Source organism: Actinoplanes regularis (genome assembly GCF_900188005.1).
Lineage (GTDB): Bacteria > Actinomycetota > Actinomycetes > Mycobacteriales > Micromonosporaceae > Actinoplanes > Actinoplanes regularis.
The window spans coordinates 68,675-83,375 of sequence record NZ_FZNR01000012.1; the positions used below are offsets into that span (position 1 = coordinate 68,675).

Consider the following 14,701-nt stretch of genomic DNA (forward strand, 5'->3'; position numbering starts at 1 on the left):
CTAGACATCGGCGCCGCCACCCGGACCGGCGAGGCGGGAGAAATCCTCGATCATCAACCGTTCGTCGGGCGCGATCCCGGTGAACAGCCGGAACGACGCCGCCGCCTGTGACACCACCATGCCGCCACCGTCCGCGACCCGGAGGCCGCGCTCGCGTGCCGCCCTGATCAGCTCGGTCTCCAGAGGCCGGTAGATGACGTCCGCCACCCAGAGCTCCGCGTGCAGATGCTCCGGCGCGATGGGTACTCCGGGATGCCCCTCCATGCCGATCGGCGTCGCGTTGACCAGCCCGTCCGCCCCCGCCAGCCGAGCCGGTGCCGCGACCGGGGAGATGATCTCCACCGTCATCGACGGGTGCACCGCCATCGCCCCGGCCAGTCGCCGCGCCCGCCCGGCGTCGACGTCCACCAGCGTCAACCGCCGGACCCCCGCCGCGGCCAGCGCCGACGCCACCGCCGCCCCCGCACCGCCCGCGCCGAGCTGCACGACATGGTCGAAACAGACGTCCGGCAGCGCGCGGGCCAGCCCGGCCGCGAACCCGTAACGGTCGGTGTTGTGCCCGACCGCCCGCCCCGGCTCGAAGACGACGGTGTTCACCGCGCCCAGTTCGGCGGCCTCGGGGCTGAGCTCGTCGAGGTACCCGAGCACCTCCTGCTTGACCGGATGCGTGATGTTGAGACCGCGGAAGCCGAGCTCGCGGGCGGCGGCGAGCAGTTCGCCGACGGTCCGGTCACGCTCGCGCAGGTCGATCAGCTGGTAGTAGTAGCGCAGACCGTGCCGGTCCGCCTCGAGCTCGTGCAGCGGCGGGCTCATCGAGGTGCCGATGCCGGCACCGATGAGCCCCACCAGGAACCGCTGATCCGACCGGGTCACCACGGGACCACCGCCTTATGTACGAACCAGTACGTTAGTTATCGGGCGTGAATCACGTCGATGTCAAGGGGCCGTGACGAAGGGTCTTGCCCGCGTGGTGTGGACGTGGTGACACGCGCCTTCGCGGGGGCGCCGGCCACTGCCGCCGACTTGCCGGGATTACGCATTTGAAAATGCTGGCGGTTTGGTATCCGATTTCACAGAACATTCCGTGGGGTTGCATCAGGCACCCTGACGAAACCGGTAGGAACTCCTTTCTGAGCTATGCAAAGGTGTGATTCTGCCGGTGAGCAGTCTTGCCCGCCGGGTCGCCTCAGCTCCACCCTGACTCGCCTCTACCAGGAACTACTTCCTCTGGTCCAGTGCCATAAGGCCCGGAACACGGCCTTGCCGGCCGCTGCCTGGCCTGCGCCGCCCACGCCGCTCAAGCGGCTCACTCATACGCCTTCGAAAAGGACCGGGGGTAAATATGAACCGGGATTAGACGTCATCTCAAGTCCACATACTTGCTGCCGAATCCCCTTAGCGAGGCACCGAACCCGCCGGCCGATATAAGCGCCGTGGACCAGATGGATCGTTGCCGAGTCTGGATGAGAACGCTGCTCGCGCGATCGTCCGTCAATCTGGAGGCATTATGATCATCACGCGAGCGAAGAGCGTGAAACCCGCGGGCTCCCGGCGCGCCACCATGACTCGTGCATGTGCTGGCCTCAGCGCGTTCGGCCTGATGCTCGTAGGGACGGCTTCCGCGGCCTCGGCCGCGGCCCCGTCCCTCACGCCCGAGGCCCTCATGCGAGCCGCGGCAGCCCATGCGGTGCACGAGGACGCCAAGGCCTCGGATGAGATCGCCACAGTTCTCGACCTCGGTCTCGGCGTTGACACCGCTTCCCCCGCAGGCGAAGTCGGCGCGACGGAGATCGTGGCCGATCCGGACGCGATCGTCATGGATGTCCAGGGGGATGCGATCGGGGACAGCCCGCAGGTTCCTGAGCTCGCGGCTGCTCTCATGATGGTCCCCAGGAGCGACCCGAACTATGTGCTGTTCTACGCCTACGCCACCTCGGAGACCCGCGATTCGGACTTCGCCGCGGTCTCCATCGACGCCGACGGCGACGGTGTCACCGACTTCATGACCGGCACGCCTACGTCTCTCACGGCATCTGACGGGGTTGTGCTGTCGCCCATCTTCGCTGTCCAGGACGGAGACCTGGTCCAGACGGGCTACGACGCCGGATGGGCCCGATATGACGATGGATATGCGAGCGTCCTCGACAAGACGGAGCTGGGGCTGTCTTCTGCGAGCTTCGTCTTCGGCCTCTTGGATGAGATGGACAACGTTGATTTCGCGCCCGATTACTTCACCGGCGCGCCGGTTCCGCTGAACGCACCAGCGGCAGCGGCACCCACCGCGGTCAGGGCCTCGGCGGGCAATGGCGCCGCGACCGTGACCTGGGAGGCGCCCATCGACCTGGCCGAGGCTCCCGCCTCCTACACGGCTGTCGCCTCGCCCGGTGGTCGCTCCTGCACCACGAACGAGACCCGGTGCACGGTATCGGGCCTGACCAACGGCACCTCCTACACGTTCACCGTCCAGGCGACCGATGCCGCCGGTGTCACCGGCCCGGTCTCGGACGCCTCCGACTTGGTCACGCCCCGGCAGCCCGTTGTCAAGGTGAATGTCAAGACCGACTCGGCCAAGAACAAGATCACTGTGGATGTGGATCCGAACAAGGGCTCCGGCTTCTGGACCTTCAAGATCCAGAAGCGGAACGCCAAGGGCACCTGGCAGACCCTGACCACCTCGCACAAGACCTCCGGCAGCGCCGAGACCCTGACCGTCGACAAGCCCAAGGGCACGTACCGGGTCACGGTCGCGTCCAAGTACGGGTACGCCGGCGCCACCTCACGGGCAGTGACCCTGAAGAAGTAGGCGTTGCGGCGCGGAGATCCTGGTCGCCGTCGACCTGTAGTTCGGAACCTTCGGGCCCGCCAGCGAGAGGGCCGTGACCTGCGTAAGTAGAGGTCACGGCCTTCTCGTTTCGCATTTTCCACCCGTCGGGTCCGGTAGCGGACGTCCGGTCCAGGGATCTTCGCCGTCGGAGACGATGTCGTCGCCGGTCGCCGGGTTGGTGTTGTTGAGGTGGCTGAACCGGAAGCGCGTACCCGGGTGCCGCACGGCGTGCTCTCGCGAGACCGACATCGGCAGATGCCCCATCGACCGCGCGCTGCCGGGCCGCCCGGTCGTCCCGGTCAACTCGTCCTCGGTCCCGAATGTGCCGTCGAGCAGCACGCCGTCCGCACCGCGCAGGAACTCGTCGAAGGCGTCCGTCCATTCCGGAAGGCAGGTGGCGAAGACGAACGACTCCCCCGTCCCGTGATCCGTGACCCGCAACGCGGACACCCAGTCTCCCGCCGGCAGCGCCGTGGCATAGCGGGGCCGCTTCGAGCCGACCGTCAGCCGTCCGACCTCCAGCCCGCCCTCCAGCTCCACCGACCGGGACAGGTCGCACAGCTCGAGATCGGTGTACCGCGCGAGGGTCGGCAGGACCGGGAAAGCACTGGTCAAGGCGGCTTGCACGGTCATGGTCGCGAAAACCTGGAGACGCACCGCCTCGCGCAGGCTCAACAGGCCCAGCGTGTGATCCAGCTCGGCCGTGGTGAGCAGGACGCCCCGCAACGGTGTGTCCCGCAGCCCCGGACCCGGCGTCAGCTCCGGCGTCGCCAGGATCCCGGCCCGCACGTCCGGCGCCGCGTTGATCAGATACCAGGCGGCCCCGTCCCCGCTGACCGCCACGGTGTCCTGCAGACGGGACGTTCCGTCAGCGCGTGCCCGCCGGCAGACCTCGCACGCGCAGTTCCACTGCGGAGCGCCGCCGCCCGCCGCGCTGCCCAGCACGCGGATCCTCACCGGCTCGTCCCCGGTACCGCCGGATCCTCGGCACCGCCCCGGCCCGGGTACCGCCGCGGCACGATCACCGGACGCGACCTCACCTCGGTGGCGGCGACCAGCAGTTCATGAGAGGGCGACAGCACACACGCCGGATCGGTCGCCGCCGCGTCCCCGGTCACCTGGAACGCCTGGCACCGGCACCCGCCGAAGTCCACCTCCCGCATCGGGCAGGTCCGGCACGGCGACGGCATCCACTCCGTACCGCGGAAGCGGTTGAAGAGCTCCGACCGGTGCCAGATCTCCGCGAGGCCGTGTTCGCGCACCGACGGCGCCGGCGGGCCGGGCAGTTGCTGCGCCGCCAGGCACGGAAGCACGGCGCCGGCCGGGGAGACCGCGAACTGCCGCGCTCCCCAGCCGTTCATGCACGGTTTGGGCCGGCCGGTGTGGTAATCCGGCTCCACATAGACGATCTCCGCCCGATCGGCATACCGGTCCCGGACCGCCTGAGCCGCCCGGTTCGCCCGGCGCACCTGCTCGGCCGTCGGCATCAGCGCCGTCCGGTTGAGCAGCCCCCACCCGTAGAACTGGGTGTGCGCGAGCTCGATCCGCCCGGCGCCGAGCTCGAAGGCGAAGTCGGCGATCTCGGTCAGCCGGTCCACGTTCTCCGCGTGCAGCACGACGTTGACGGTGAGCGGCAGCCCCGCCGAGCGGACCAGCGCCGCCGCCGCGATCTTCTTGTGGTGCGCGCGCAGCCCCGCGATCACGTCGGCCGACGCCGCGGAGACGTCCTGGATCGACAGCTGCACATGGTCGATATCGGTCAACCCGTCCAGTGACAGCCCCACGCCACTGGTCACCAGGTTGGTGTACATCCCCAGCGACCGCGCGTGCGAGGCCAGCTCCGGCAGATCCCGTCGAAGCGCCGGCTCCCCGCCGGAGAAGTGCACCTGCAACACCCCGAGCGCCCGTGCCTGATCCAGCACCGCGATCCACGCCGCAGTGTCCAGCTCGTCGCGGGAGACCTGCACCGGGTTCGAGCAGTACGGGCAGTGCAGCGGGCACCGGTAGGTCAGCTCCGCCACCATCCCGATCGGCAGCGGCGCCCCGCCGGGGGCGTCGGTGGACCCGCCGTCCGAGGGGTCGGCGCACTCCACGGCCGCGGCCGGGCGACCCCCGTCGCACAGCAGATGCCGCCCGACCAACTCGCCGACGAGGTCCGCGACGTCCTCGGCGCGGACCCCTTCGTACGTCTCGGAGAGAACCGCGAGGATCTCGCCCGCGTCCCGTCGCCCGTCGCACGCCCGGACCACATCCGGGGCCGGCCCGTCGAGCAAAAGGCTCCCCTCCGGGTAGAGCAGCGCGTCCCGGTCCCGGACCGGGTCATGGACGAGCCGGACGCCGTCGGCCAGCCCCGGCCTCACGGGACGCCGCCCTGGTAGTCGACCGCGTCGAGGATCGCCCCGAGCACGTCACATTTGAACGCGAGGGCGGCGAGCGCGGCCCGCTGCTCGTCGGCGGTCCGGCAGTGCGTCAGCACCAGGTCGAGGGTGAATTCGGCGTCGCCGCACACGGTCTGAATACGATTTTCGAAATACGCGTAACCGTCCGACTTTATCCAGCGGTAGTGCCGCCGCCAGGCGACGATCCGAGCGGCCATGAGTTCGGGTGAGAATAGCTCTGTAAGCGCGGCGGCGACGGATTCCTTCCACGGCGCCAACCGGCAGAACTGCAGATATCCGTCGACCGCGAACCGCGTCCCGCGAGCCACGTACCGCTCGTCGAGCAACTCGTCGCGCCCGAGACCCACGGCGTCGCCGAGGGCCAGCCAGTCCTCCCGGGCGGCGCCGTCGAAGAAGGCCACCCGTTCCGCCCAGCGCTGCCGGACCTCCGGCAACGGGCAGGCCGCGATGATCGCGGCGTTCTTCCGCGCCAGCATGCTCTGGTAGTACCAGCGGTTGGCGACCCACGAACGGACCTCGCCCGGGGCGCACCCACCGGCGTGCAGCCGCAGGTGGAACGGGTGCCGATCCCAGTAGCGCGGGGCCAGCCCGCGCAGCGCCGCGGCGAAGTCGGCCCGCCCGGACGCGCCCGCGCCGGATCCGGCGCGGCTCACCGGCACCGTCAGCACGGTGCCGGTGTCCACCACGGCGGCCGAGGGGCCGGCCGAGGTCAACTGGTCCGCGGCCACGGCCAGCCGTCTCCGGCGTACGCGGAAACCTCCGGCCGGGAGGCCAGGCACTGCGTCGTCGGTTTGCTCCAGGTCTTCTTGGTCCGACTATTCTTCATCGATTCCCTCCTTCCGAACGAGCTGGTCAGAAAACAACGATTTTCCCGGTATTCTGCGGGAAAATGGCGTCGTTGTAGAAAAAGGTGCCGGGTGTGGCGAACGTATGCGCGTGCGAATCGCCCGGCATCAGCACACCGGTGTCGAACTCGTCCTCGAAGAAGGAAACCGCCGCGTGCGCGAACCCGTTGTCCGCGGGGTTGACGAAGGTCACCGTCGTGCCCACCGCGACGGCCAGGTGCTGCGGCGACATCGCGTTCTGCGCGACGGTGTTCTCCGTCGTGCCCGGCGTACCGGTCGAGGAGTTCCACACCCGGCCCAGGGTCACGGTCGTCCCGGTGACCGCGGCGGCCCGCACGTCGTTGCGCTTCGACGGCGGCGCCGGAGCGGGCGCGGGCGCGACGGTGCCGCCGAGCTTGAACGCCCACAGGTGGTCGCCCTTCGGGATGTCCGGGTAGGGCAGGCCGTTGCCGCCGGCGAGCACGGCGATGTACTGCTCGCCGTCGATCTCGTACGAGACCGGGCTGGTGTGCACCCCCGCGCCGGTCTGGAAACTCCAGATCACGTCCCCGGTGACGTCGTCCATCGCGTGCAGCACCCCGTCCGGCCCGCCCTGGAACATCACCCGGCCGCCCGTGGTCAGGATCCCGTTGCCGTGCGCGAGCGACCATTCGCCGTCCTTCACCCAGACCGGCGTGTTGGTGGCCGGGTCGACCGCGGCGATGCCCCCGGCGAAGTACTCCCCCAGCGGCCGCGACGTGTTCACCCGACCGCCGCGCGCGTTGGAGAACCCGGAGTTGATCAGGCCGTAGCCGACGTAGATCCAGCCGGTGTGCGGGTTGAACGACAGCTGTGCCCAGTCCGCGCCACCGCCGGCACCGGGGAAGATGATGACCGGGCGGTCCCAGTGCGGCGTGTACAGACCACCGGTCTCGTAGAACGGCACCGGCCGGGTCGCCTTGCCGAGACGGGGCTCCTGCGGGACGAACGGCTCCCCGCCGGGGAACGGCTGGGTCGGGGCGGTCTTCTGCCGTACGTCCTGGGGAACGGGTCTCTCGGTCATGCCGTGCACGGCCTCCCCGGTGCGCCGGTCCAGGATGTAGTACATGCCGACCTTGCTGCCGTAGACGACGACCTTGCGGGTCCGCCGGTCGACCCGGACGTCGGCCAGCACCGGCGCCATCACGTTGTCCAGGTCCCAGATGTCGTGGTGCACGGACTGGAAGTGCCAGCGCCGCTTCCCGGTCTTCGCCTCCAGGGCGACGATCGAGTTCGCGAACAGGTTGTCGCCGGCTCGGGAGGATCCGTCGGTACGCGGGTAGGGCCCGCTGAACGTCCAGTAGACGAGCCCGAGCTCGGGGTCGATCGCGGGATGGATCCACGGCACCGCCCCGCCCGTCCGCCAGGATTCGCCGGCCCACGTGTCGTTGCCGAACTCGCCCGGCCCCGGTGCCGCCCAGAACGTCCAGGCGACCTCGCCGGTGGACGCGTCCAGCGCGTACGCCCGTCCGCGCGCTCCACCCGTGCTGCCCTGCATCCCGACGTAGATCAGCCCGTCGAAGTGGACGACGGCGCCGGCCAGGGTGCCCCCGGCACCACCGTTGCCGTCGTCCTCGTCGGCGGTGATCAGCTGTCGCTGCCAGACGATCGCGCCGGTCTCCTGGTCGAGGGCGTACACGATGTTCGCCCCGCTGGTGGAGAAGACCTTCCCGTCGCCGAGCGCCACACCGCGCAGGTTGGTCGTCCGGGTGCCGACGCTGGTCTTCCACTTGATCGCGCCGTTCCGCCCGTCGACGGCGAAGACGTTCTGCTGCGTGGTCTGCACATAGAGGACGCCGTCGCGTACCACCGGGGTGCTCTGCTGGTGCTGGGCCGTGCTGCCGCCCTCGAGGTTGACGTGCCAGGCCCCGCCGAGCCGGCCGACGTTACGACGGGTGATCCGGCTCAGATTCGAGTGGTTGGTGTTCCCCAGGTCCCCGCAGACCTTCGGGAAGTCCTTTCCGGGCCGGCCGAAGGCCGGTGATTGCCTCGGTACGACGGTCGCACCGTCCGGCAGCGCCGGCACGCCCAGACCGACGGCTCCGGCGGTCGCCCCCGCCAGGAATTTCCTTCGCTCCACGGCCCCTCCGCTCAGTCACAGAACGGGAGGTTGCCCATTGCGGACAGGATCCCGTCGACGATGTGCTTCTTGAAGAAGTCCTGCCCCACGAATCCGGAGCCGTCGGTCCACGCCGCCGCGTCGTGCCCGAGCGCGGTCACCCAGGAGCGGCCGCCGTCGTAGTACTGGCACCAGGAGATCGGGTGGAACCTGCCGTGCCCGGGGTGCGTGCCGGACTTCGTCGCCAGGCTGGACTCGTCCACGCCGAGCAGGAACTTGACCCGGGTCGGGAAGGGCAGCCAGTTGTACCACTCGTCCTTGAAGTCCCACCGCGGCGGCAGTCCCCGCGTCGACGAGTCCCCGGCGAGCGTGACGACGGTGCCGGCCTGCAGCGCGCCGTGGTCGTAGTACTGGGTGCCGCCGCTGAGCCCCTCGTAGTAGGGCCAGTTGTACTCGGTGCCGCCGATCGCGTTGTGGATGCCGGCGAAGCCGCCGCCGGACCGGACGTACTGCCGCAACGCGGTCCTGCCGGCGTCCAGGTGCGCGCCCGTGGTGGTGTTCACCGCCGCGGCGGGCTGCGCCGCGGTTCCGTGCTTCCAGAGCGTGTCCCGGCTGGTGCTGCCGAAGACCACCGCCTTGTACGTGCTGCCGAGGCCCGGCAACTGGGTCACGTCCTCGGTCCAGTCGACCCCGACGCCGGCCTCGCCGAGCCACTTGACGATCGCGTTCTGCAGGACGTGCGCCGAGGTCAGCGCCGGGTTCAGCCCGGCGGCGAGCGCGGGACCGAGATGCGCGTGCCGGGGACCGGCGGTGCGGGTGTAGAGCAGCACCCGGTCCTGCCGGTTGCCGACCCACGGGTGATAGGAGGCGGGCACCCGCCCGCGCACCACGTTGTAGTACGGGTCGAAGTACCGCTCCTGGCCATGTGGGACGTTCGTCGTGACCGGCTGCTTGCCCGTCGGTTCCCTACCGCCGGCGTGGCGGTCGCCCGCCTCGGCCGGTGTGGCCGCCGCACCGGCGGTCGTGGCCGCCGCCGCGGCCGCGGCTGTCGCGGCGGCGCCCCGAAGGACGGCGCGCCGGGGAAGTTTCGCCATGGAGTCTCCGCTCTTCAGGCGCTGGGTCCACTAGGCGGACCTGTTGAACCGCCATAAGGTCCGGCTCAATATAGGGACGATGTTTCCAGCCGCGCAAGCATCGATGAGGATCCACTGAGCAGACCATGTGGACCACTCAGCGGACCATGGCTACAGTGCGGGTATGACGGACACCGAGGTCGCTGACTGGTGGGGCACCGCGGTGTCCCGCATCGAGCCGGACCACATCGAGCTGCGCGGCATACCGGTGCGGGACCTCATCGCAACGACCGGGTTCGGGGCGGTGATCTGGCTGATGCTGCGCGGGTCACGACCCACCGGGGCGCAGGCCCGGCTGCTGGAGGCGGCGCTGGTGGCCGGAGTCGATCACGGACCGCACGCGCCGTCGATCGCGGTCGCGCGGATCACCGCCACCTGCGGAGTCGGCATCAACAACGCGATGGCCAGCGCGATCAACACCCTCGGGGACTCGCACGGCGGCGCCGGCCAGGAATGCGTCGAACTCCTGGAGGAGATCGTCGCGCGCTCGACCGTCCCGGTGGAGACCGCCGCCGCCGAGGTCGTGGCGCAGTGGCGGGCGCGGGGCGTGCGCTACCTGCCGGGCTTCGGTCACCGGTTCCACACCCGGGACCCGCGGCGCGATCCCCTGCTGGCGCTCGTGGACGAGGCCGCCGCGGCCGGCACGGTGTCCGGGGTGTTCGCCCGAGCCGCACGGGCCGTCGAGACCGTCCTCAACCGCGGGCGGACCACGCCCGTGCCGATGAACGTCGACGGCGCCACCGCCGTCGTCTACGCCGAACTGGGCTTCCCCGCGCCACTGGCCCGCGGCCTGTTCGTCCTCAGCCGCAGCGTCGGCGTCCTCGCCCACGCCTGGGAGGAGATGGGCCAGGGCCGGCGCAACAAGGGCCCGATCCCACCCGCCGTCCGCCCGACCTATCTGGGGTGACGCCATGCTCTCCATCGCCACCGCCTGCCTCTCCGGAATCCTCGACGACAAGCTGGCCGCGGCGGCCGCGGCCCGCTTCCAGGGCATCGAACTGGCCGAAAGTGATCTGGTCGCCTCGCCGTGGTCACCGGCGCGGATCCGGCAGGAGTGCGCGCGGCGCGGCCTGACCATCGACCTCTGTCAGACCTCGCGGGACGTCGAGGCCGTCCCGCCGCGGGAGTTCGCGGCGACGTTGCGCTGGGCGGAGCGAACCTTCGACGTACTGGAGAAGCTCGGTTCCGGAACCCTGCTGGTGCGCTCCTCGGCGTCGCCGGACACGGTGGACGACGACGATCTCGCCGCCGAACAGCTCGCCGCCCTGGCCGGCCGGGCCGCGGAACGCGGGCTGCGGATCGCCTACGAGGCCGCCGCCGGGGCGCGATTCGTCAACCGGTTCGCGCACGCCTGGCGGATCGTGCGCCGCGCCGGCCACCCGGCGCTCGGACTGTGCCTGGACAGCTTCCAGGTGCTCGCCACCGGCGACGACCCGGCCGGGATCCGAGTCATCCCGGCCGAGAAGATCCTCCACCTCCAGGTGGCCGACTCGCCGGACCGGCGACAGCGGGTCCTGCCCGGGCTCGGCGCGTTCGACCTCACCGCGTTCGTCGCGAACGTGCTCGGCACCGGATACGCCGGGCCGCTCTCCCTGGAGGTCTTCAACGACGTCTACCGCCAGGAGGACCCGCGCCACGCGGCGATCGACGGGATGCGGTCCCTGCTCGCCCTCCAGGAATCCGTCCAGCGCGGCGACCCGGCACCGGGCCGGGGACTCCCGCCGGCGCCGGAACTCGACGGGCACGCGTTCACCGAACTCGCCGTCGACGACGTCTCCGGTCCGCTGGTCGCCCGCGCACTGACCGGACTGGGCTTCACCCGCACCGGACGGCACCGCACCAAACCGGTCCAGCTCTGGGAACAGAGCGACGCGCGGATCCTGCTCAACTTCGGATCCCAGCGCACCGTCGAACCCGGCACCGCCGCGATCTGCGCCCTCGCCGTCTCCAGCGCCGACCCGGTCGCCTCGACCAGGCGGGCGGAGATGCTGCTCGCGCCGGTCCTCCCCCGCCTGCGGGAACCCGGGGAAGCGGAGCTGAACTCGGTCGCGGCGCCGGACGGGACCGCGGTGTTCCTGGTTCGTACCGGTGCCGACGACCAGACGTGGCTGCGGGACTTCACGCGGGCCGGGGGCGGGGCGGAGAGTGCCGGGATCAGCGGTATCGACCATGTCTCGCTGACGACGTCGGTGGAGGCGTTCGATGAGGACACGCTCTTCTACCGGGCGTTGTTCGGGCTGGGGATCAGTGCGACCGCGGAGGTGGCGGCGCCGTTCGGAATGATCCGCAGCAGGGCGGTGAGTGATGACGGGCGCCGGGTGCGGATCGCGTTGAACACGGCGCCGCTGCGGCGTGGGGAGTGGGCGCCGGCAGTGGCGGATCCGCAGTATGTGGCGTTCCGGAGTGGGGATGCGGTCGCCAGTGCGGAAATTGTGCGGGGTCTTGGTGCCCCGGTGCTCAAGATACCCGGGAATTATTACGCGGATCTGGCGGCGCGGTTCGACCTGCCGGCCGGACTGCTGGGGCGGCTACGCGAGCACTCGATCCTCTACGACCGCGACGAACACGGCGCCTACCTGCACTTCTACACCGAGATCCTGGGCTCCCGGCTGTTCTTCGCGGTGATTCAACGGATCGGCGACCACCACGGCTACGGCGGCCCGGTCAGCTCCCCGGTCCGGATGGCCGCCCACCGCTCCCAGCGCCTGCACTCGCTGCGCAGCCGGGACAGCGGCCGCGCCGGCCCCGCCACCCGGCACGACTTCTCCCTCGCGCACCTGACCGCGCTCAGCCTCTCCCCGCCCGAACTGGTCGACGCGGCCGCCGAGGGCGGCTACCGGTACGTCGGGCTGCGGCTGACCCGGGTCACGCCGCAGGAACCGCACTACCCGCTGGCGACCGATCCGGCCCTGATGCGCACCACCAAGGTCCGGCTGGCCGCGACCGGCGTCGAGGTCCTCGACATCGAGCTGGCCCGGATCAGCCCGGACGACGACCCGGACGACTTCAAACGCTTCCTCGAGGCCGGCGCGGAGCTCGGCGCGCGGCACGTCATCGCCCAGCTGCCGGACCCCGACCGGAACCGGAAGATCGACCGGTACGCCCGGCTGTGCGAGCTGGCCCGGCCGTTCGGGCTCACCCTCGACCTGGAGTTCCCGTCCTGGACCGAGACGCCCGACCTGCACACCGCCGTACGCATCCTGCGCGAGGCCGGCCAGCCCAACGCCGGCATCCTGGTCGACCTGCTGCACTTCGCCCGCTCCGGCTCCAGCATCGCCGAGCTGCGGCAGCTGCCGCCGGAGTGGTTCCACTTCGTGCACGTCTGCGACGCCCCGCCGGCCGTGCCCGCCACCAACGAGGGCCTGATCCACACCGCCCGGTTCGAACGGCTGTTCCCCGGCGAGGGCGGCATCGACGTCCACGGCATCCTCGACGCGCTGCCGCCCGGCCTGCCCTACGCCCTGGAGATCCCCCGGGCCACCCTGGTCGCCCAGGTCGGCGGGAAGCAGCACGCCCGGATGGCCCTGGCCGCCACCCGGGAGTACCTGGCTAACGGCGCCACGCCTCCCTGATGTTGACCAGCAGCACCAGCACCGAGGCGGCGAAGAACACGAACGTGACGACGTAGCGCCCGTCGAACCAGAGCACCGCCAGGAAGCCGACCGCCACGCAGGCCAGCAGCAGGCGCAGCAGCACGGCCAGCAGCTTCCCGCGGACCGCACCCTCGACCGTGAGCAGCACCAGCAGCAGGACCAGCGGGTCCTTCGGGCCGGCGATGCCCCGTGGGTTCGCCAGCGCGCTGAGCGTCAGCAGGATCAGCGGGGTGCTCAGCACCGCCCACCACGAGCGGGCCCGCCCGAGCAGCCCGGTCGCGGACTCCATCGGCAGCCGCCGGTGCAGCAGGTGCGCGTGCGGGTCGTGGACGACCGGCCCGGCCGTGGCCATCCGTTGCTGTTCATCGGCGAGGCGGGTGCGCTCCATCCGCAGCCCGAGCAGCCGCTGCTCCTCGGCGAGCAGGCCGCGGACCTCCGGCGCGGCGGCGGACAGGCCCGCCGCGGCCACCGCGAGGTCGTGGCGCACGGCGCCGATCTCGCCGTCCAGCTCCGCGAGCCGGTCGCTGTTCTGCCGGGTGCGGAGTTCGATGAGCTGCCGCTCGGCCTCCGGATTCGGTACGACCTTGGCCAGGCCCGCCCAGCCGACCGGGTCCGCCCACGCCTGCCGCACCGTGCCGTCGCGGTGGTAGCGCGGGCCGGCCGGGCCACGTTCCCCGCCGAGCCGGTCACGGGTGTCCCGGCCCCACAGCCCGCGGAAGTCCCGCACCCACGGCGTGCCGTCCCCGATCAGGACCGGATCCCAGCCCTCGTCCTGTCCGGGACCGATCGTCCGCCCGTCACCGCGGGCGTAGTCGACGTACGGGATGCCGATGTTGTGCGGGTCCTCGGCCGACCAGGGCGCCAGCAGCCGGGCCGAGCCACGCAGCGCGCCGACGAGACCGCGGAGCTTCGCTGGTCGTACCGTGATCAGATAATCGCCCGGCAGGTAGGCGCCGGAGTGCGAACCCGCACCGACGAAGACCACCGGATGCCGGCCGTCGTGGATCGTCAGATCCGGGTCGTCCCAGCGTCGCCGCAGGTCGTCGCCGGTCTCGTCGTGTGCCGAGAAGACCACCCAGCGCGCCGGCGGCAGCCCGTCCGGGCCGGTCACGCCGGTGCCGTCCAGGTAGATCGTCACCTGCTCCCAGTCGGCCTCGTGCTCGTTGACCCCGCCGAACGCCGACCGCCAGTTGTTGAAGCTGTAGAAGAACCAGTACTGGCAGACGATCCACGGGTCGTCGCGCAGCACCCGGGCGTAGTAGGTGGGCTGTCCCGGTTCGAGATGGTCACGCTGCAGCAGGAACGAGCGGGCCGCGCTGCCGCCCGGGACACTGCCGCGAAACAGCAGGGAGAACCGGTTCATCGCGTCGACCAGCCGGGCGGTCAGGCCGACCGAGGCCAGCCGGCTGGCCCGGGCCAGGTGCGACGGGCGGTCCCGCAGCGGGACGTGCGCGTGCTTCTCGGTGCCGCCGATCCCCGACAGCGAGTACCGCAGCCCCTGCTCGGCCCCGCCGCTGCCGGCGAGCGTGTCCAGGCTGAGGCCGCCCGGCGCGATCACCTGGACCGGGCTGCTGCCGGGCTCGGCGCGCCAGAGACCGGCTCGGCTGACGTAACGGTCCACCGAGACCGGATGGAACCATTCACCCTCCGTGAACTTGGCCACCGGTTCATAGGCGCGCAGCAGCGCCAGGTCTTCCTCGATGCCCAAGCCGGTCCGTCTCCCTCCATGCCCGTGTACCGAGGTTATCCATCGCCCGGATCGGCACGGCAGCGGTATGAGCCGTTCGGTATGGGAATCCCGGCGGCCGGATCACCGAGACTTATATAGCT

At 70.9% G+C, this 14,701-nt stretch carries 10 protein-coding genes; 3 read left to right on the top strand and 7 right to left on the bottom strand.

Annotation, left to right across the window (positions count from 1 at the left end; all coding sequences use genetic code 11):
• Entirely contained in the window at nucleotides 1–873 is an 873-nt protein-coding gene (locus tag CHC09_RS27770) for a shikimate dehydrogenase (RefSeq protein WP_089296322.1), read from the bottom strand.
• Nucleotides 874–1,663: 790 nt separating this feature from the next.
• Between CHC09_RS27770 and CHC09_RS27775 the strand changes: the two genes are divergently transcribed.
• Entirely contained in the window at nucleotides 1,664–2,803 is a 1,140-nt protein-coding gene (locus tag CHC09_RS27775) for a fibronectin type III domain-containing protein (protein WP_179277310.1), read from the top strand.
• A gap of 93 nt (nucleotides 2,804–2,896) precedes the next feature.
• Here the strand turns inward: CHC09_RS27775 and pqqB are convergent, their stop codons facing one another.
• The 5 genes from pqqB to CHC09_RS27800 form a co-directional block, all read right to left on the bottom strand.
• Nucleotides 2,897–3,781: a pyrroloquinoline quinone biosynthesis protein PqqB gene (gene pqqB / locus CHC09_RS27780; protein WP_089296167.1), complete on the bottom strand. Its 885-nt coding sequence runs from the start codon at nucleotides 3,779–3,781 to the stop codon at nucleotides 2,897–2,899.
• Nucleotides 3,778–5,184, bottom strand: coding sequence for a pyrroloquinoline quinone biosynthesis protein PqqE (gene pqqE, locus CHC09_RS27785; RefSeq protein WP_089296168.1), 1,407 nt, complete (start codon nucleotides 5,182–5,184; stop codon nucleotides 3,778–3,780). The genes pqqB and pqqE overlap by 4 nt, the downstream gene beginning before the upstream one ends.
• A complete protein-coding gene (locus tag CHC09_RS27790; RefSeq protein ID WP_239138531.1) occupies nucleotides 5,181–5,951 on the bottom strand; it encodes a thiaminase II/PqqC family protein in 771 nt (256 codons plus the stop codon). Before CHC09_RS27790 ends, pqqE begins: the two co-directional genes overlap by 4 nt.
• A 124-nt stretch (nucleotides 5,952–6,075) precedes the next feature.
• Nucleotides 6,076–8,166, bottom strand: a complete 2,091-nt coding sequence (locus tag CHC09_RS27795; protein WP_089296169.1) for an outer membrane protein assembly factor BamB family protein — start codon at nucleotides 8,164–8,166, stop codon at nucleotides 6,076–6,078.
• Nucleotides 8,167–8,177: 11 nt separating this feature from the next.
• A complete protein-coding gene (locus tag CHC09_RS27800) occupies nucleotides 8,178–9,239 on the bottom strand; it encodes a ThuA domain-containing protein (protein WP_089296170.1) in 1,062 nt (353 codons plus the stop codon).
• A gap of 163 nt (nucleotides 9,240–9,402) precedes the next feature.
• Here CHC09_RS27800 and CHC09_RS27805 point away from each other — a divergent pair, with 163 nt between their 5' ends.
• Both CHC09_RS27805 and CHC09_RS27810 read left to right on the top strand, forming a co-directional pair.
• Nucleotides 9,403–10,185 (top strand): citryl-CoA lyase, encoded by a 783-nt coding sequence (locus CHC09_RS27805; RefSeq protein WP_089296171.1) that lies wholly within the window; start codon nucleotides 9,403–9,405, stop codon nucleotides 10,183–10,185.
• 4 nt (nucleotides 10,186–10,189) lie between these two features.
• Entirely contained in the window at nucleotides 10,190–12,850 is a 2,661-nt protein-coding gene (locus tag CHC09_RS27810; RefSeq protein ID WP_179277311.1) for a TIM barrel protein, read from the top strand.
• Here CHC09_RS27810 and CHC09_RS27815 read toward each other — a convergent pair.
• Nucleotides 12,828–14,579, bottom strand: a complete 1,752-nt coding sequence (locus CHC09_RS27815) for a hypothetical protein (RefSeq protein ID WP_089296172.1) — start codon at nucleotides 14,577–14,579, stop codon at nucleotides 12,828–12,830. The two genes, CHC09_RS27810 and CHC09_RS27815, sit on opposite strands and share 23 nt — an antisense overlap.
• Between the last annotated feature and the right edge of the window lie 122 nt (nucleotides 14,580–14,701).